Annotated in this window: 15 protein-coding genes; 6 read left to right on the plus strand and 9 right to left on the minus strand. The window is 42.6% G+C overall.

Translation table 11 applies throughout. The features are described from left to right. Nucleotides 1-2 precede the first annotated feature (2 nt). On the plus strand, nucleotides 3-1,352 hold the full coding sequence (gene accC, locus PluTT01m_RS20935) for an acetyl-CoA carboxylase biotin carboxylase subunit (RefSeq protein ID WP_011148198.1): 1,350 nt from the start codon (nucleotides 3-5) through the stop codon (nucleotides 1,350-1,352). Nucleotides 1,353-1,826: 474 nt separating this feature from the next. On the opposite strand, the gene PluTT01m_RS20945 is transcribed toward accC, so the two are convergent. The 9 genes from PluTT01m_RS20945 to PluTT01m_RS20980 all read right to left on the minus strand — a co-directional run bounded on the left by PluTT01m_RS20945 (nucleotide 1,827) and on the right by PluTT01m_RS20980 (nucleotide 12,320). Continuing rightward, nucleotides 1,827-2,858, minus strand: a complete 1,032-nt coding sequence (locus tag PluTT01m_RS20945) for an IS630-like element ISPlu8 family transposase (protein WP_011148199.1) — start codon at nucleotides 2,856-2,858, stop codon at nucleotides 1,827-1,829. A gap of 1,066 nt (nucleotides 2,859-3,924) precedes the next feature. Further along, complete coding sequence (locus tag PluTT01m_RS20950; RefSeq protein WP_011148200.1) at nucleotides 3,925-4,806, minus strand: DUF6282 family protein; 882 nt, start codon at nucleotides 4,804-4,806, stop codon at nucleotides 3,925-3,927. Continuing rightward, on the minus strand, nucleotides 4,803-5,480 hold the full coding sequence (locus PluTT01m_RS20955) for an RraA family protein (protein ID WP_011148201.1): 678 nt from the start codon (nucleotides 5,478-5,480) through the stop codon (nucleotides 4,803-4,805). Before PluTT01m_RS20955 ends, PluTT01m_RS20950 begins: the two co-directional genes overlap by 4 nt. After that, nucleotides 5,480-7,645: an isocitrate/isopropylmalate dehydrogenase family protein gene (locus PluTT01m_RS20960; RefSeq protein WP_011148202.1), complete on the minus strand. Its 2,166-nt coding sequence runs from the start codon at nucleotides 7,643-7,645 to the stop codon at nucleotides 5,480-5,482. The genes PluTT01m_RS20955 and PluTT01m_RS20960 overlap by 1 nt, the downstream gene beginning before the upstream one ends. Further along, entirely contained in the window at nucleotides 7,642-8,385 is a 744-nt protein-coding gene (locus tag PluTT01m_RS20965; protein ID WP_011148203.1) for an alpha/beta hydrolase, read from the minus strand. Before PluTT01m_RS20965 ends, PluTT01m_RS20960 begins: the two co-directional genes overlap by 4 nt. Next, a complete protein-coding gene (locus PluTT01m_RS20970; protein WP_125043788.1) occupies nucleotides 8,382-9,143 on the minus strand; it encodes a hydroxymethylglutaryl-CoA lyase-like TIM-barrel protein in 762 nt (253 codons plus the stop codon). The genes PluTT01m_RS20965 and PluTT01m_RS20970 overlap by 4 nt, the downstream gene beginning before the upstream one ends. Before the next feature lie 53 nt (nucleotides 9,144-9,196). Beyond that, on the minus strand, nucleotides 9,197-10,813 hold the full coding sequence (locus PluTT01m_RS20975; RefSeq protein ID WP_011144714.1) for an IS1634-like element ISPlu4 family transposase: 1,617 nt from the start codon (nucleotides 10,811-10,813) through the stop codon (nucleotides 9,197-9,199). 107 nt (nucleotides 10,814-10,920) lie between these two features. Continuing rightward, a complete protein-coding gene (locus PluTT01m_RS27175; RefSeq protein WP_011148205.1) occupies nucleotides 10,921-11,094 on the minus strand; it encodes a hypothetical protein in 174 nt (57 codons plus the stop codon). A 38-nt stretch (nucleotides 11,095-11,132) separates the two neighbouring features. Then, nucleotides 11,133-12,320 (minus strand): multidrug effflux MFS transporter, encoded by a 1,188-nt coding sequence (locus PluTT01m_RS20980; protein WP_011148206.1) that lies wholly within the window; start codon nucleotides 12,318-12,320, stop codon nucleotides 11,133-11,135. 694 nt (nucleotides 12,321-13,014) lie between these two features. Here PluTT01m_RS20980 and PluTT01m_RS20985 point away from each other — a divergent pair. From PluTT01m_RS20985 to fis, 5 genes are all read left to right on the plus strand, one after another. Continuing rightward, complete coding sequence (locus PluTT01m_RS20985; protein WP_011148207.1) at nucleotides 13,015-13,257, plus strand: YhdT family protein; 243 nt, start codon at nucleotides 13,015-13,017, stop codon at nucleotides 13,255-13,257. Further along, nucleotides 13,247-14,692 carry a sodium/pantothenate symporter gene (panF, locus tag PluTT01m_RS20990; RefSeq protein WP_011148208.1) on the plus strand — a complete coding sequence of 482 codons (1,446 nt, stop codon included), beginning with the start codon at nucleotides 13,247-13,249 and terminating at the stop codon, nucleotides 14,690-14,692. The genes PluTT01m_RS20985 and panF overlap by 11 nt, the downstream gene beginning before the upstream one ends. A 42-nt stretch (nucleotides 14,693-14,734) precedes the next feature. Further along, nucleotides 14,735-15,625: a 50S ribosomal protein L11 methyltransferase gene (gene prmA, locus PluTT01m_RS20995; RefSeq protein WP_011148209.1), complete on the plus strand. Its 891-nt coding sequence runs from the start codon at nucleotides 14,735-14,737 to the stop codon at nucleotides 15,623-15,625. A 283-nt stretch (nucleotides 15,626-15,908) separates the two neighbouring features. After that, nucleotides 15,909-16,874, plus strand: a complete 966-nt coding sequence (gene dusB, locus PluTT01m_RS21000; protein ID WP_011148210.1) for a tRNA dihydrouridine synthase DusB — start codon at nucleotides 15,909-15,911, stop codon at nucleotides 16,872-16,874. Nucleotides 16,875-16,899: 25 nt separating this feature from the next. Next, nucleotides 16,900-17,196 (plus strand): DNA-binding transcriptional regulator Fis, encoded by a 297-nt coding sequence (fis, locus tag PluTT01m_RS21005; RefSeq protein WP_010847912.1) that lies wholly within the window; start codon nucleotides 16,900-16,902, stop codon nucleotides 17,194-17,196. Nucleotides 17,197-17,201: the final 5 nt, after the last annotated feature.

The following is a 17,201-nucleotide window of genomic DNA, read 5'->3' on the forward strand; positions in this document are numbered from 1 at the left end:
CCATGCTTGATAAAATTGTAATTGCTAACCGTGGTGAAATTGCCCTGCGTATCCTACGAGCTTGTAAAGAGTTGGGGATCAAAACCGTTGCGGTACATTCCTCCGCGGATCGTGACTTAAAACACGTACTGCTGGCAGACGAAACTATCTGTATTGGCCCGGCAGCTTCTGCAAAAAGCTACCTGAATATCCCGGCAATTATTTCTGCGGCAGAAATCACGGGTGCTGTGGCTATTCACCCTGGCTACGGTTTTCTATCTGAAAATGCAGATTTTGCTGAACAGGTTGAGCGTTCTGGCTTTATTTTTATCGGCCCAAAAGCAGAAACGATCCGCCTGATGGGTGATAAAGTTTCTGCTATCAATGCGATGAAAAAAGCAGGCGTTCCTTGTGTACCTGGCTCTGATGGCCCATTGTCTGATGACACGGAGAAAAACAAAGCCTTCGCTAAACGCATTGGCTATCCTGTCATCATCAAAGCATCCGGCGGCGGCGGCGGTCGCGGTATGCGCGTCGTCCGCAGTGATAAAGATCTGGAACAATCAATCAATATGACCCGTGCGGAAGCAAAAGCTGCTTTCAATAACGATATGGTTTACATGGAAAAATTCCTTGAGAATCCACGTCATATTGAGATCCAAGTATTGGCTGACGGCCAAGGTCAAGCAATTTATCTGGCTGAGCGTGATTGCTCCATGCAACGCCGTCACCAGAAAGTTGTCGAAGAAGCCCCTGCACCAGGAATCACGCCAGAAATGCGTCGCAGTATTGGTGAACGCTGTGCTAACGCATGTATCGAAATTGGCTATCGTGGTGCCGGTACTTTCGAATTCCTGTATGAAAACGGTGAATTCTATTTCATTGAGATGAATACCCGTATTCAGGTTGAACATCCAGTTACGGAAATGATTACCGGTGTTGATCTGATTAAAGAGCAGTTGCGGATTGCCGCAGGTATGCCACTTTCAATTAAGCAGAAAGATGTTGTTATTCGTGGTCACGCTATTGAATGTCGTATCAATGCCGAAGATCCGAACACATTCCTGCCAAGCCCAGGTAAAATTACCCGCTTCCACTCGCCGGGTGGATTTGGTGTGCGTTGGGAATCGCATATTTATGCTGGCTACACCGTTCCCCCTTACTATGATTCAATGATTGGTAAGCTGATTACTTACGGTGAAAATCGTGACAATGCCATTGCCCGCATGAAAAATGCATTGGCAGAATTGATCATTGATGGCATCAAGACAAATATCGAGCTTCAACAGGCGATAATGAATGATGAAAACTTTCAGAATGGCGGTACTAATATCCACTATCTGGAGAAAAAACTGGGGTTACAGGAAACTTAAAACCCGTTTAATAGCATCAATACCTTTGAAGGAGCGCTTAAACGCTCCTTCGGATTGCTGACAAAGTGCGGCTTTTTAGCCGACACTTTGTTTTAATCAAGTTCTGTTCTCCAAACGGAATTTACCACCACGTTAAAACCCACCTTGAGGTAAAATCAGTATGGTTTTAAAATCTGGAAAAAGGGCAAGCGCATCACGAAAAAACCGGTAAAAACGTTAGTCATTAAAGGTAAAACCGAAAGTGATTAAAGATTTTTTAAAGCAGGTAAAAAAACTCGGTACTATACTGATATTAGAAGAGAAAACATCAGGAAAAATGGCTTTTAAATCTATTAACCGCATTAAGAAAATTTTCTCAAACAAAAGATTTTGCATGACTGAAAGACGTTTTCCAAAAATGAAGATAATCGTTAAAAAAAGCTGAGAAGCTTTTAGATTAAACATGGAAAAAAGAACAAAAACGTTTATACCCGCTTAACTTGAAGATGCAGGATTCATAACCTGGAAGTTGTCATTAATACAGCACGACAGGTTCCCGGCAAGTTCCGGTAATATTTCCGTAAAAAAACGATGTATTGCCTGCCTGAATAAGGCCGTCAAGGCGAAATAATGGTTATTCCTGACCTGTTCATTCATCACCTTCCACAGCCTTTCTATCGGGTTCAGATTCGGGCTGTATGGCGGCAAGTAATGAAGCTCAATATTCATCACATAAGCCCAGTCTTTCACCTGCCTGCTTCGGTGGTAACCAGCTCCGTCAAGGATAATATGAACCTTCTGACTGACCGGATAGGTCTCACGGATGGCAATGAAGAACTCGGCGATGTGATAACTGTCGATACGGTCATACTCGCGTACTACCGTTTTGCTAATATCGGCCAGATTCAGGGCCCCCATCAGGTTCAGACGGGTACGGCTTCCCGTGGTTTTCACTGCGGTTTTCTGCCCTTTTCGCATCCAGCCATAAGCCAGTTTCGTCCCTTGCGTGGGATGGACGCCATCAATGAACAGGATAGGCTCATGGTCTCCGGCTTCCTGCTTGAGTTTCCCGTAGGTTTCCATAAAGGCCCGTTGCTGCTCCGCGTTGAACTTGTGTGGCACGCCGGTCGGTTTTTTATAACTAAATCCATTATGGTGCAGCCATTTATTCATGCCGGGAACAGTGTAACTGATATCCCACGCTTCTTTGACAAGGCGGATAACAGCCTGTGTGGTGGGCAGAAGATTCGCGGTCAGATAAGCGATAAGTTCCTGAGTCTGTGTTTCGCTGAGATGGCTCTGAGAGCCGCCATTTTCGGGCTTGATTTTGCGGTGATTAAGGTAATCACTGATATGACGATTAACGGTCGTTTCATGAAGACGCAGGGCCTGAGCGATCATCACTGAACTCCAGCCCTCAGAGGCCAGCAGGACCGCTTTGATGCGATCACACTCTCTCTTATCACGGCAGGTGTGATGGAGGTGTTCAAGTTCGGCTTTTTGTTCATCGGTAATGAATATTTTCATGACTGATACCATGAGCTTCATTTGGGCGAAAATCAAGCAGTTTCAATGAGCACAGGTATATACCCTATGGATTTCAAGATGCATCGCGACGGCAAGGGAGTGAATCCCCGGGAGCATAGGTAACTATGTGACCGGGGTGAGCGAGTGCAGCCAACAAAGAGGCAACTTGAAAGATGACGGGTATAAAAGCATTAAAGATGATTAACTCAGTTATCCATCAATTACCAAATCTGTCATGACCATTTAAAAGCGAAAATACAGAGATATTAAAGCTTTTATATAAAAGGCGGAGGCGGATTTAACTAAATACATGCAACTTTTCAAAAGGAGAGTTAATTATATTTAATCGAAGCCATCAACCATGAATAGAAAGTCGAAAAGAAATCAGCATGCAAAAGAATATTATCCGAACAGATGGGTATTAACGCGCTTTATCATCGTTATTTTATGAAGAAAACCATAAAAACAACGCAATAAAAGAATGGATAAAACGATTAATCTGGCAGGATTAACACCCTGAAAAAAAGGGGGATGATCTGAAAAAACATCAAGGGTAGTGATTTATTAAAACGACTCAGAATTGCCGGTAAAACAGCATCAATAAAGGGTATGATTAACGTTGGTTTAACGTAAAATAAGATATCCTATAGTGATTAAACTTAATAAAAATCAAGTGGTAAAAGTGTAGTGATCACAAACCGTCAAAACACTATACTGATTAAAATCCTAAATTAAAACAGTGACTTTAAATAACAGTTTAAAACCTGCTCATGATAAAACTCAAAGTGGAGCCTGTAATTTAAACTGGCTTTACACTATTTTAACTCGCCAATAATATGGCTTTTCTACAATTCGATTAAACCGTTCCTCTTTATAAAAACCATTGCCCGTCAATTTCACAAATGATTTGGATATTGCTATATCGTTTTTGAAAGCGCGAGCATGATTATGTTCTAGTGGTGTTGTAGTCAAATAATTTCAGCTAGTTTCATAGATCTTTGTTGCAACTTTCCATATTCAACCAACAACGGATAATTATCGTCTTCTCAGTCGATGAATCTAATATCTAATCCGGAGCCAACATCCGCAGTGGATTCAGTAAACAGATATCTCGGATGTGTTCTTCACCAAGGCCAGCGGTTTTAAACCAGCGTTCACTATCGTTCAACCATTGCTTAACATCTGGCTGAACTGGCTGTCCAAGATCGGAGCTATAGACAACATTATTCACCTCCGATAACACTTCAAAAAAATCCTCAGTTGTCTGATAACCAAGATAAACAGTTAATGCCGTTTGCTCCACATAAAGCCAATCATGTTTACCCAACGCCTTAAGATCTTTTGCTTTTAATCCTGTCATAGGACTGGCAGGTTGGTTCAGCATGAACTTACAACCACCAGCAGCGGTAATCGCATCAATAAGTTGCGTAACTTCATAACGTGAAGCATGGCCTGATGACAACACAACATTATGCTGCTGCGCAAAACTAATTAACTCATGGATCTCGTTATGCAACCGCCCATTGCTATCGACAACAGACAAAGGTTGCTGTGCTAAAGTTTGTGCGAAAGCATTTGCCCAAGTACGTTTCATTACACTTTTATGGCTTGTAGGGACAATAGTCGGCAGATGAACCAGCAACCGCGGAACTTTACAGAACTGGTACTGACTCAGTGACTGGATAACAGAGTTAATTGCCAGCCCTCCAGAGGTTGCATTCAATACTACCGAACCAAAAACCGGAAGTCCTGCTTCCTGAGCCAGTGACGACGAAGCAGTAACACTCCCCAAATGGTTTTTAAGTACAACTCCACCACCATGTCGGACATATTCCCTTCCAGCTTCAAGCACATTGTACCTCCGAATGTAACTATCGGGGCGAGCATGATAATGTACATCCAGAAAACGAAGTTTTCTCTCCCAGTATTCTATAAACATCTGACTCATTGCACAGTTTTCCAAGGTACGGCATATCCCAGTTTTTCGCGGGCGTTAACCAGATCTTCTCCGTTAGTTATAGCCTCAATAATAGCTTGTTCAGTTTTGTCAACATTTTCCGCACGCTCAATAACGGTGAGCAAATACTGCTGCGGGATGGCTAACGCACCATTATCATCAGCAAAAATCCAATCTCCTGGAGATATAACTACACCGCCAATATCTAAAGTGCATTGTGTTGCAGCAACCTTGGCACGATTCTTTCCGGATACCATATAAACCCCCGTCGTAAATAAGGGATATTCCAATCTGCGAACCTCAGACAAGTCTCTGGCTGACCCATAAATTACAGAGCCTGCGATTCCTTTTTGTACAGCTTTAAAAGTTAAGATATTACCCCAACTGGTACAATCCGTACGCCCCTGATTATCAACCACTATTACATATCCAGCAGGTACTTCATCAATGTAGTTTCCAGCATTAAGAAACTTGCCCTGTTCCGGAATGATAGGTTCATAACGTACAGTAAAAGCGGGTCCAGCCATTTTAATCCCGACATTACTACGTGGCATAATTCCAGCCAGTCCAGCAGGAATATGCAAACTATCCATTGCATCCGATATGGCCGCGCTGTCAAGCTCCATTAAACGCTTTTTAATTTGATCAATTTGTGTAGTTTGCATTACATTTCCTCTTTCGATGCACGTGCGCACAGGACACTCCAAGCGGCATATTCTGGTATAGATTGTTGCAGTAGCAATTTATTACATGGAAAATCCACCGAATGTTGTCGTCCTTCATCATCTATGGTTGTCAGGGTCATCTGCCCAAGCATTTCTTCACCAGACAAAAATGAACTTATAGAAGGAAACGCAGTAATATTCACCGAAAGAGACTTTGAAGGATTATTTACTGCATATGTTGTGTGTAGATATGTATTTAATTCATCATCATCTGTGAACCAGTTAATACGGTATTGCTCACTGAGTTTTTCCATAGCAGTCATCTGGCAATCACTAACCAATTTGTTTTCAAACATGGCACCAAAATTAACCAATTGCCGTACGGAAAGAGGGGCATCAGCAGGAGTAATAACTTGTACTACTACATAAGGCGCTTTCCACAGATAGTGAATATCACACTCAACACCATCAAAGAATGCGTTCACCATCGTACCGACTTTACTTTCACTAACGCCGATTAGTGTCCAATGGTAGTTTCGCTCTCTCATGCCAGCTACTGGAGGGATAGAATGTTCTTCCGACAACATTAATCGCATTTGGGACGGAGGTCCTGGCAACACAACTATTTTGCTACTATCAACATTAAGACTGAAGCCAGGTGCTGTACCTGTAACATTGGGAATAACCTTTGCTCCAGACGGAAACATGGCTTGGAATCGATTAGAGTGATCACAATATACTCCCAGTTTTTCCAATTGTTTCTGTATTTCCACCCAGACGTTATCACGTATTTCCAAAGGACTACCTGCCACTTTTGCTATCGCCTCACGAGTTTTATCATCCAGTGTCGGGCCAAGACCGCCACACACAACAATGAGAGTATCCTGCCCTAGCCTACGAACCACTGCGGTAGCAATCTGGTTAATATCATCAGCGCAAACCTGATGTTGCTTCACTTTATATCCCTGCTCCGTGAGATATTCACTAATATCCTGAAGATTAGTATTAGGATATTTTCCACTCAGGAGCTCATCACCAACAGTAATAACCGATGCAGAATAGCTAGTGCATTTTTTACTTAGAGTACTAATAATAGCCTGCGCCATTTGTTGGGTTGTTGCGCTACCACCCAGATCATAAGTAACAGTTCGTCCTTCACGTATCACATTATCTACTGCACAGTTAATTTGCTGTGCTGCATCAGCAAAGCCAAGATGTTCCAGTAGTAATGCTATTGTGTAAAACATCGCTGCCGGATTGGCTTTATTTTTACCTGCCATACCAGGCGCACTACCGTGTACAGGTTCAAAGTATGCAATATCACTACCAATATTAGCGCTAGGCGCTAAACCAAGACCTCCCATTACGCCCGCTGCCAAATCAGACAAAATATCACCGAACATATTCTCAGAGACAATGACACCAAATTCATGCGGTTTTTTTACCATCCATAAAGCTATTGCATCTACATTGTGGATATCCGCTTTTATTTCAGGGTAACCTGCCGCAACGGTATCGAAAATACCTTTTGCAAAGTGCCCACTTTCCCTCATTACATTTGGTTTATCCGCAAAGGTTACACGGGAGTAGTTATTTTCCTTTGCATACTCAAATGCAGTGATAAACAAACGTTCTAAACCAAAACGGGTTTGTAGACGGACTGTCCATGCAGCTTCTTCAGGACCATATTTATCTATATTTGGGTGCTGTAACCAAGTCGTTGCCGTAGCGGGAATTCCTTTAAAATCGAACCCTGCATATAGTCCTTCGCTGTTTTCCCTGATAACACAACAGCGAAATGGTTTACGGTCCCCTTCTACATAACGTACTGGGCGGATATTTGCATATAATCCCAAACGCTGGCGTAATTGGATAACAGGTGACACATAATTTCTCGTTTTCACACGCAGATGCGGTGGCAACGCTTGTTGTGCTTCTTCTTTACCTTTACTAGTAATAGCGCCGAGTAACACCGCATCTACTGAAGCTATTTTTTCCCAAGTATTGGCAGGCACTGGGTTACCTTCTCTTTCCCAACAAGTCCAACCAATATCCCCAATTTCCAATGTCACAGGAAGATTTAGAGCCTGAAAAACGGGAAGAGCGGCATCGCATACTTCCTGACCAATACCATCACCAGGTAAAATAAGAATTTTTTTATTCATAAGATTTTTAGCCAATCGTTAATTACATTGTTAATAAATAACGGCTTATCTTCCCAAGGCCGCATTCCTGCTCCATCCACGACAACAAAACAGTGCGTAGGATTAGTATTGACCACCTGATTACATTCTGTGGCTAATTGCGAACGTCCGCCAACTATGCTCAGAAATTTTCCTTTGTAATTGCACAATATTGCTCTGGCATCCAGTTGTAGCAACAGTGAAAATCCCACTATCATACGTTCCCGAGCAGTATTTCTTAAATGACCAGGTATCGCAGGCATTTTAGGAAGTGGAGTCCCACCTTCAGGAATAACAAAGTCATGTAACACAGAAATCGCTTCATCTAGCTGATTTCTATTCAGTAATGCTATTAATTGTTCCAGCTTATTAGTCAGTAACGAATCAGCATACCCAGGACCACTCACTGAGATTACTCCCGTGAGGTTTTTCAGGCGCGACGCAAGCAATTGCGCCAGAGTACCTGACATCGCAAAACCGATAAGCAAATAAGGCTGGAAAAAACGTTGATTAAGTTCAGATTCAATAATATTAATAGCGTAGTCAGGATCAGATGAATTAATTAAGGATAATGTATCAATAATAGACACCTGATATCCCATTTTCTGTAATAATATGCGCAATGGAGTGCAAAAATCGCCATGATCCCAAAACGGCATCACAGGTGCGAGAATTACCGCTTCAAGGCTGAAACATCCAGCATGGTTATTATGCTGTATCATGTCGTTGCTCCTCGCAAAGATTTAACAACCTGAAACGCATAATTAATACCATTTCGTAACCCTTCTTCGAGAGCTGTTTTATTCTCCACACTCAAATTGTACATACCCATCATTATATCGATAAGATCGCGCCTGGAGGCGGCAAAAAAACAATGGGATTGCAGTTCATTGAGTTGATTAAATACTCGTTCAAGGTCATATTGTTTACTATTTTGGCTCAGATTGAGAAATGATAGCCAGCTTTCCAAATTGAGATTTCCGGCACCTTTTCCCATCCCTGATAGAGAACTATCAATAAAATTGACTCCAGCTCTCATAGCTTCAATACTGTTCGCTGTGGCAAGACCCAAATTATCATGAGGATGGAATCCCAATTGCAATTGCGTGGCAGACTTTAACCTATAAAACATCTGCGCTACCTGTTCAGGGAGCAAACTACCATTTGAATCCGCCAGGTAAATAATATCAGCACCCGCTTGTTCACACTGTTTGGCAACTTCAATAATTTTACTGATAGAGAGCTGACTCACTCGTGTAAAATTAATACCCACAGCCATTCCAGTAGTTCGAGCAATCTCGCACAACCCTAAGCATGGCTGCGGGTTATCAGCTTTAATACATAACCTAAGCAAACTAACGCCATTCATCTTCATTGCATAAATATCATCAGCATTGATATTGTGAGGATGAGCAATGACTACCAATCTTGCCTCAGGTACCGATTGATGAATATCTCGGATATAACTATCCGGAGACATACCTGTTAGGCCAATATTAGAGATAGGTTTGAAACCTTCATTCCGCACCTAATTCAGGAATAAACCGCTTTATATTGTGCACCTAATAAACTCAAAAGCTCATGGTGGTAAGATTGCATTCCTGTCACCATTTTATGTTCTTGAAATTCAAAGGTGCTGATCCCTTCAAAGGCCAGAAATACCCAACGCGCGGTGGGGGATTGTGTCGGTTTGTTCTTCATATCGGGGAAAAACGGCACATTTTGTTTCAATTCATGGCGAATTTTATGTTCCAGCGCCGCATAAACCATGAGACAACATGTCATCACCATTAACAGCGCTTCTATCCGCTCCGGTTTTTTCAGGAAAATGGCAGACGTCAGGAATTCCGGACTTTTCAGGAAGCGAAAACCCCGCTCCACCTTTTGTTGTGCCTTATAATTAGCCAGTAACGCCGCCATATCAAGCCGTCCTTCATCCCGTTCATTGGTCGCTAAAATAAACCTCCCGACCCGCAATCTGGCCTGCTTCACCTTGTCTAACCGGGTATAAGCCTGACCGGCTAATTGATAATGAACCGATTTGGGGGGTTGATGCTTGCCGGGTTTCCCGCGCCCCGCATACGCGGTAATCGCCTGAATTTCCGGCGAGGCGATGCCGATAAACTGGCATTGAGACTCAAAATCATGCAGTGCCTGTAAGGCATCCTCCCGGCAGGCAAAGGGCTTTTTGCCCAGTTTGTCGAACTGTTTAGACTCGTTTTCTGTTTCCCTGAGTGTGTTTTTCCGGAAAGTCTGGTTTTCACGTTTTTCTGCCGCCGTACTGTTCACCAGTAACCAACGCTGAGGAACGCCGCCATATGATGACGTCACCCAGCAGCCTGAATAGCCCTCACTGATGGGGCTGAATTGCTCCGCTGTCACGTTCAGGAGAGACTGTTTAGCTTCCTTGATCGTCAGGGGAACACGCGTAATAAATCGTTGTTTTTGCTGATGAAGCGAAGCGATCGCGGCTTCAGTATAAAGGGCGGCATCGGCCACAAAGTAGCGGCTGTTTTGTGCTGCTTTCAGGCATTGAATATGGGTTTTGATCGTCTGGGCAAAGGCTTTGGCATCATTCGTATTCCCGCTCATAGCCTGCATATAGACAGGGATACCTGCCTGATTTTCGCAAATCAGTTCAAGGACAACCTGGTTCAGTTCAGGCCGGTGATCCCGGCTATAACCCGGCACCAGTGCAATACGTTTTGTGTCATCTCCCAATGCGCTGTCATAGTCACCATCGACATGAAAACTCGTGATATCCAAATGAACGGAATCGGGATTTAACCCTAATTTATCAACCACTTGCTCAGCAAGCACCTGATAAACTTCCGACACCCCCGCTTCATATAAGGCATCCAGTGTACGGCCGAGCACATCATCATTAAGGTGTTCAGCTTCAATGTCAGCACCAATTAAACGCGCAATCGGCTTATGTTGAAAAAAGCCGGAAAACATGTGCAATGTCCGGCTGTGAAACCCCAGCCCGTTAAGGATCATCGCCAGAAAAGCGTCGCCGTGAGAGACAGTATGCGATGAATATTTTGGGATAATGGCATCAATCATGCGGGGTAAACCGGCTTCATGACAAAAAGCGGCGATAAGGCCAAGATGATCGAGACGTTTAATGGCAGGTATAGGTGTGGACATATTCGCTTTCCGGCAAATAAAAGTAATAGATCAAAATTGGCGATTACCGTCAACCCCACCGATGTCATCAATACAAAAAACCTGTGTAAGATCACATTATTTTTAAATCAGAAATACGGTGCGGAATGACGGTTGAAAGAACCATTGCGATAACCGATTTCAAACCATTCCACGCCACTTTTAGTCAACGCTTCAACATGCTTTATAGCGTATTCTGTTGTAAAATTAAAATTATTCAGGTATCCACCATCACGTAATGTGACATCTATATTATTAACCATTTTTCATTCCTATTTTAGTTTCTATTATTTGTTTTTACTTACTTATTTTCTTTACCGCCTCTATTACCCGTTATATAAATAATACTACCGACCAAAGAAACAACTGTGATGATAGATGCCACTTTAATAGGTTCATGGTGAGATATATAACCAATAAACAATGATGCCAGTCCTGCACTACCTAATTGCAATGTTCCCATTACGCCGGAAGCTGTCCCAGCCGCTTGAGAATGCGTGGCAATTGCCGATGCAGTACCTAGTGGCAATAAAAAACCATTACCGAAAGTCAATACTGATATTGTTAGCACAGAAGTTATCAATGGGTAGGAACTAAAAAACATTTGTATCGTGAAAGCAATACCTCCAACAACAAAGATGAGATAACCATGAGAAATTGTCTTTCTCACGCCCTGACGACGACTTAATTTTTTAGCAATAAGATTACCCAACACATAACTTAAAGAGAGCATTATATAGGTGTAACCAACATATTTTTCTGGTAATCCCATAGCGGTAAGAATAAATGGAGATTCAATCAAATAAGAAAAATATGCCGTATAAGCGAAGCAAGGTATTGCTGCATAGTAAAGAAATTCTTTATTTATTATCACTTGGTAAGTACTAACCAATACATTTTTAATACTTAATTTTTGGCGTTTATTTATTGGTAGTGATTCTTTCAGAACTAGCAAGCACAATATAAGCGTGACTGTTATAAATAAAGTAAGAAATAAAAAACAGGATCTCCAGCCATAATATTCACTTAACATACCGCCGATCATGGGTGCGATAGCGGGTGACATTCCCACAAAAGGGAAAATAATCAGATACAAATTGGCTGCCTCTTCTTTCTCCATCAGATCACTAATAATGGCACGACTTAATGTAATACCAGCACAAGCGCCTATTCCCTGAAATAAACGCAATAATAGTAACTCACTAATATGTGTACTGTAAAAAATACCGATTGTTGAAATCAACCATATAATCATCCCAGAAATAAGAACCGTTTTTCTTCCTAAACAATCACTTAATGGCCCATAAATAAGTTGAGAAAAGGCTATACCAAATAGAAATATAGTTATTGTACTTTGTATACTAGATTCGCTAACGTGATAATAGTTTCCCATCTTACTCAAGGCGGGTAGAAATATATCCGATGAAACCAACCCCCCCATAGAAAGAAAAGCCATTAAAACGATAAATAATAAAGATTTATTTTTCATGGACCATAACCAATCAATATAATAAATATTATCCCTGAATAAATTCCGTATAAAATAAAAGTCATGTACCAGTTAAATTTACATTAAATGCACACAATCACTTATTTAATGAAAAAACCAATACCTTGCATGTAAGAACAACAAATTACTTTGCATATTATCTTGTGCTGCAAGAATTAAGAACTCTTTATAACAACATAAAGACAAAATCCCACCCATGCTTTAGATTAATAATTTTTTACTCTATAAATACCCCCTCCAAGTATTGAGATACTTTTACACAACTTCTTTAATAATTAACTTTTACAAAAATAAATTCATGTAAATATTAATTAAAAAAATAGTAACACCAACATCACTTTTAGCAAACAAAAAAACATAGAATTTAAGTTCAAAAATGAATAAAAAAAACACAAAACACAACATATAATACTAAAAAAATCATTTTGAAATTCCAGCACGAACATGTACTTGCCCTTTTTGTACCAAGCACAATGCTGTCTGGACATCATTCGTCAGTACGGAGCAGCGCCTGTTGTCATCAGTCAAATTAACGGTCGCGATTATACCGTAGTTAACGTCAATACCTTTGAAGACGTTGACTCTGCGGCTTAAATATTTCCTGAATGAATTCGCATCTTGCCGTACAATCCTTCCCTTCCCATCCTAATTTATTTAATTACCGGAAGAACGAATGGACAGACGATTTGTTCAATCCCATAAAGAAGCACTTTGGGCTGTGTTCCTAACGCTTGCTTACCTTATTGGCTGGCTATTGACAGCCTATTTACCCAGCAATGCTCCCGGTGTCACCGGCTTACCTCGCTGGTTTGAAATGGCATGTTTGTTACTACCAGTTGTATTCATCATCCTCTGCTGGTTAATGGTGAAGTTTATTTTCAAAGAAGTCCCGCTGGAGGATGAGAATGCAAAGTGAAGTTATCTTACCTCTGCTTGGCTATCTTGCACTGGTATTTCTCCTGTCAGTTTACGCTTATCAACGCCACCAGAAAGGCCCCTTCCTGACCGAATATTTCCTTGGCAACCGTTCAATGGGCGGCTTTGTATTGGCAATGACCATTACTGCCACCTATATCAGTGCCAGCTCATTCATCGGCGGGCCAGGAGCAGCCTATAAATATGGTCTGGGATGGGTATTACTGTCGCTGATTCAGTTGCCGGCAATATGGCTTTCCCTGGGTGTGTTAGGTAAAAAATTTGCCATTCTCGCTCGTCGCTATAATGCCGTTACTCTTAATGACATGTTGTATGCCCGTTATGGCAGTCGTTTTCTGGTTTGGTTTGCCAGCCTAAGCCTTTTAGTCGCTTTTGTTGGCGCGATGACCGTTCAGTTTATTGGCGGTGCACGCCTGCTGGAAACTGCTGCGGGTATCCCTTATGGTACTGGATTAATGATTTTCGGTATCTCTATCGCTCTCTATACCGCATTTGGAGGCTTTAGAGCGAGTGTCCTCAATGATGCCCTACAAGGACTGGTCATGTTGTTAGGCACTGTTCTACTGCTGGTAGCGATTATCTATAAGGCGGGAGGTCTGTCAGAAGCGGTCACCACATTACGAACAATTAATCCGGAGCTGGTTTCCGCACAAGGTGCAGACCATATCCTCAACGGGCCTTTCATGGCATCGTTTTGGGTACTGGTCTGTTTCGGCGTAATTGGGTTACCTCATACCGCCGTTCGTTGCATCTCCTACCGCGATAGCAAAGCTGTTCACCGTGGGATCATCATCGGAACCATCGTCATGACGATCCTCATGTTTGGTATGCATTTAGCAGGAGCACTTGGTCGAGCGATTATTCCTGATCTGACCATTCCCGATCAGGTGATTCCAACATTGATGATCACCGTATTGCCACCATTCGCTGCTGGAATTTTTCTAGCCGCACCGATGGCTGCCATTATGTCCACAATTAATGCACAACTGCTGCAATCTTCTGCAACCATCGTCAAAGATCTCTATCTAAACTTGTTTCCACAACAAATCGTGCAGGAAAAAAAATTAGCCCGGATTTCCAGTTTTTCTACCCTGATTCTTGGTTTATTGCTACTTTTAGCCGCCTGGCACCCCCCCGAAATGATTATCTGGCTGAATCTTCTGGCTTTCGGTGGCTTACAGGCCGTATTCCTCTGGCCATTAGTTCTGGGCTTGTATTGGGAAAAGGCCAATGCCTATGGCGCTATCAGTTCGATGATTACAGGGGCAACAAGCTACACTCTGCTTGCTAGTTTCAATATCCATCTATTGGGCTTCCATCCGATCGTGCCATCATTGCTACTTAGCCTATTGGCTTTCTGGATGGGCAATGCCATCGGCCAGCGATTACCGCCAAAAGCCGTCAGACCACACTAAGTTGGTCACTTTTAATCTATTTTCAATTAAGGAGAATTTTTTATGCCCTGGATACAACTTCGATTAAATACTACAGGACAGCTCGCTGAATCCCTTGGAGATGCTCTAATGGAAAATGGAGCAGTATCAGTCACCTTTCAAGACAGCCACGATAATCCCGTATTCGAACCCTTACCAGGCGAGACTCGTTTATGGGGAGACACAGATGTCATCGGGCTTTATGATGCTGAAACAGATATGAAAGCAGTTATCAGCCAGCTCGAACAAGTTCCTGAGTTGGGTGAAAGATTTATTCATAAAATTGAGCAGTTGGAAGACAAAGACTGGGAACGTGAATGGATGGATAACTTCCATCCAATGCGCTTTGGCAACCGCTTGTGGATCTGTCCAAGCTGGCGCGACGTCCCTGATCCAGATGCTGTCAACGTTATGCTGGACCCTGGGCTGGCTTTTGGTACAGGTACTCATCCAACCACATCGTTATGTCTGCAATGGCTAGACAGTCTCAATCTGGAAGGTAAAACGGTTATCGATTTTGGTTGCGGCTCCGGCATACTGGCAATTGCGGCGCTAAAACTCGGTGCAACGCACGCTATTGGCATAGATATCGACCCACAAGCTATTCAGGCCAGCCGAGACAACGCAGAGCGTAATGGCGTTCTGGAGCATTTAACGTTATATTTGGCGAAAAATACACCAACCGATCTTGAATCTGATGTAGTAATTGCTAATATTTTGGCAGGCCCTCTGCGTGAACTTGCCCCTGTGATTGGTGCATTACCAAAACCGGGTGGCCTGTTAGGTTTGTCGGGTATTTTAACGAACCAAGCAGAAAGTGTTATTCAGGCTTATACTGATAAATTCGTAATCGATCCTGTTGCGGAACGGGAAGAATGGTGTCGGATATCTGGGGTAAAAATAGCAACAAATTGAAATTATTTTATTTTGTTATAATCGAAAGTGTAAACTTCAATCACTTATTGATGGTAATCCGTGCTATCAGCAAACTTACTGATAGAAAAATCCTAAGTGATAAACTTTACCAATAACATATAACACCATGTTATTTATGAATAATTATATTTACCCCAGCAGAAAAGTTGGAAAAAAGTTGTAACAAATGACGATTTGCTCAAAGTTTGGCCTTTCATATTTTGCGAAAAATGCGTAATATACGCGCCCTTGCAGTCACAGTATGGCCACTCTTTCTTCGTCTATGCGTATCGGACAATACCAGCTGAAAAACTGTCTTATTGCGGCCCCAATGGCTGGCATAACTGACCGCCCGTTTCGGTCACTATGTTACAAAATGGGTGCAGGTATGACAGTATCGGAAATGCTTTCTTCCAACCCTCAGGTCTGGAAGACAGACAAATCCCGGCTACGTATGGTTCACAGTGACGAACCGGGAATTCGTTCCGTGCAAATTGCTGGAAGTGATCCCGATGAAATGGCAGCGGCAGCGAAGATCAACGTCGCTAATGGTGCTCAGATCATTGATATCAACATGGGGTGTCCAGCCAAGAAAGTGAATCGTAAGCTAGCAGGTTCGGCTTTACTACGTTACCCAGAATTGGTCGAAAAGATCCTTTCTGCCGTTGTAAACGCAGTAGATGTTCCTGTTACGCTAAAAATTCGCACTGGATGGTCGCCAGAAGAACGAAACTGTGTAAAGATTGCCCAATTGGCCGAGCATTGTGGTATCCAAGCTCTGGCGATCCACGGCAGGACTCGTTCCTGTTTGTTTAACGGAGAGGCAGAGTACGACAATATTCGGACAGTTAAGCAGACTGTTGCCATCCCGGTTATTGCCAATGGCGACATTACTGACCCGCTTAAAGCCAGAGCAGTGCTTGAATACACCGGGGCTGATGCCCTGATGATAGGCCGCGCTGCTCAGGGAAGACCCTGGATCTTCCGGGAAATCCAGCACTATCTGGCAACAGGAGAACTGCTGTCACCGATGCCGATTGGCGAAGTGCAGCATTTAATGAACGAGCATATACAGGAATTGCACGACTTTTATGGTCCAAGCAAAGGAGCCCGTATCGCACGTAAGCATGTATCCTGGTATCTCCGGGAGCATGCTCCTGATGACCAGTTCCGGCGCACATTCAACACCATAGAGGATGCCAGCGAACAGCTGGAGGTGTTGGGGGCATATTTCGAAAATTTTGCGTAATATAAAGAAAAGAGCTGACAGAACTATGTTCGAACAACGCGTAAATTCTGACGTACTAACCGTTGCTACTGTAAATTCACAAGATCAGGTAACCCAAAAACCTTTACGTGATTCAGTTAAACAAGCACTGAAGAACTATTTTGCTCAATTAAACGGTCAAGATGTTAATGATCTGTATGAGCTGGTATTGGCTGAAGTGGAACAGCCATTGTTGGACATGGTGATGCAATACACCCGTGGCAACCAAACACGTGCTGCCCTGATGATGGGCATCAACCGTGGCACACTGCGTAAGAAATTGAAAAAATATGGCATGAACTAATCACT

This window comes from Photorhabdus laumondii subsp. laumondii (genome assembly GCF_003343245.1).
Taxonomy (GTDB): Bacteria; Pseudomonadota; Gammaproteobacteria; order Enterobacterales; family Enterobacteriaceae; genus Photorhabdus; species Photorhabdus laumondii.

Excerpts from the sequence above, each read along its gene's own strand:
- PluTT01m_RS27175 (WP_011148205.1), bottom strand. The coding sequence starts at position 11,094 with ATGGTTAATAATATAGATGTCACATTACGTGATGGTGGATACCTGAAT.
- PluTT01m_RS20945 (WP_011148199.1), bottom strand. The coding sequence starts at position 2,858 with ATGAAAATATTCATTACCGATGAACAAAAAGCCGAACTTGAACACCTC.
- PluTT01m_RS20975 (WP_011144714.1), bottom strand. The coding sequence starts at position 10,813 with ATGTCCACACCTATACCTGCCATTAAACGTCTCGATCATCTTGGCCTT.
- PluTT01m_RS20955 (WP_011148201.1), bottom strand. The coding sequence starts at position 5,480 with ATGCAAACTACACAAATTGATCAAATTAAAAAGCGTTTAATGGAGCTT.
- fis (WP_010847912.1), top strand. The coding sequence starts at position 16,900 with ATGTTCGAACAACGCGTAAATTCTGACGTACTAACCGTTGCTACTGTA.
- PluTT01m_RS20965 (WP_011148203.1), bottom strand. The coding sequence starts at position 8,385 with ATGATACAGCATAATAACCATGCTGGATGTTTCAGCCTTGAAGCGGTA.
- PluTT01m_RS20950 (WP_011148200.1), bottom strand. The coding sequence starts at position 4,806 with ATGAGTCAGATGTTTATAGAATACTGGGAGAGAAAACTTCGTTTTCTG.
- dusB (WP_011148210.1), top strand. The coding sequence starts at position 15,909 with ATGCGTATCGGACAATACCAGCTGAAAAACTGTCTTATTGCGGCCCCA.
- PluTT01m_RS20985 (WP_011148207.1), top strand. The coding sequence starts at position 13,015 with ATGGACAGACGATTTGTTCAATCCCATAAAGAAGCACTTTGGGCTGTG.
- PluTT01m_RS20980 (WP_011148206.1), bottom strand. The coding sequence starts at position 12,320 with ATGAAAAATAAATCTTTATTATTTATCGTTTTAATGGCTTTTCTTTCT.
- prmA (WP_011148209.1), top strand. The coding sequence starts at position 14,735 with ATGCCCTGGATACAACTTCGATTAAATACTACAGGACAGCTCGCTGAA.
- PluTT01m_RS20960 (WP_011148202.1), bottom strand. The coding sequence starts at position 7,645 with ATGAATAAAAAAATTCTTATTTTACCTGGTGATGGTATTGGTCAGGAA.
- PluTT01m_RS20970 (WP_125043788.1), bottom strand. The coding sequence starts at position 9,143 with ATGTCTCCGGATAGTTATATCCGAGATATTCATCAATCGGTACCTGAG.
- panF (WP_011148208.1), top strand. The coding sequence starts at position 13,247 with ATGCAAAGTGAAGTTATCTTACCTCTGCTTGGCTATCTTGCACTGGTA.
- accC (WP_011148198.1), top strand. The coding sequence starts at position 3 with ATGCTTGATAAAATTGTAATTGCTAACCGTGGTGAAATTGCCCTGCGT.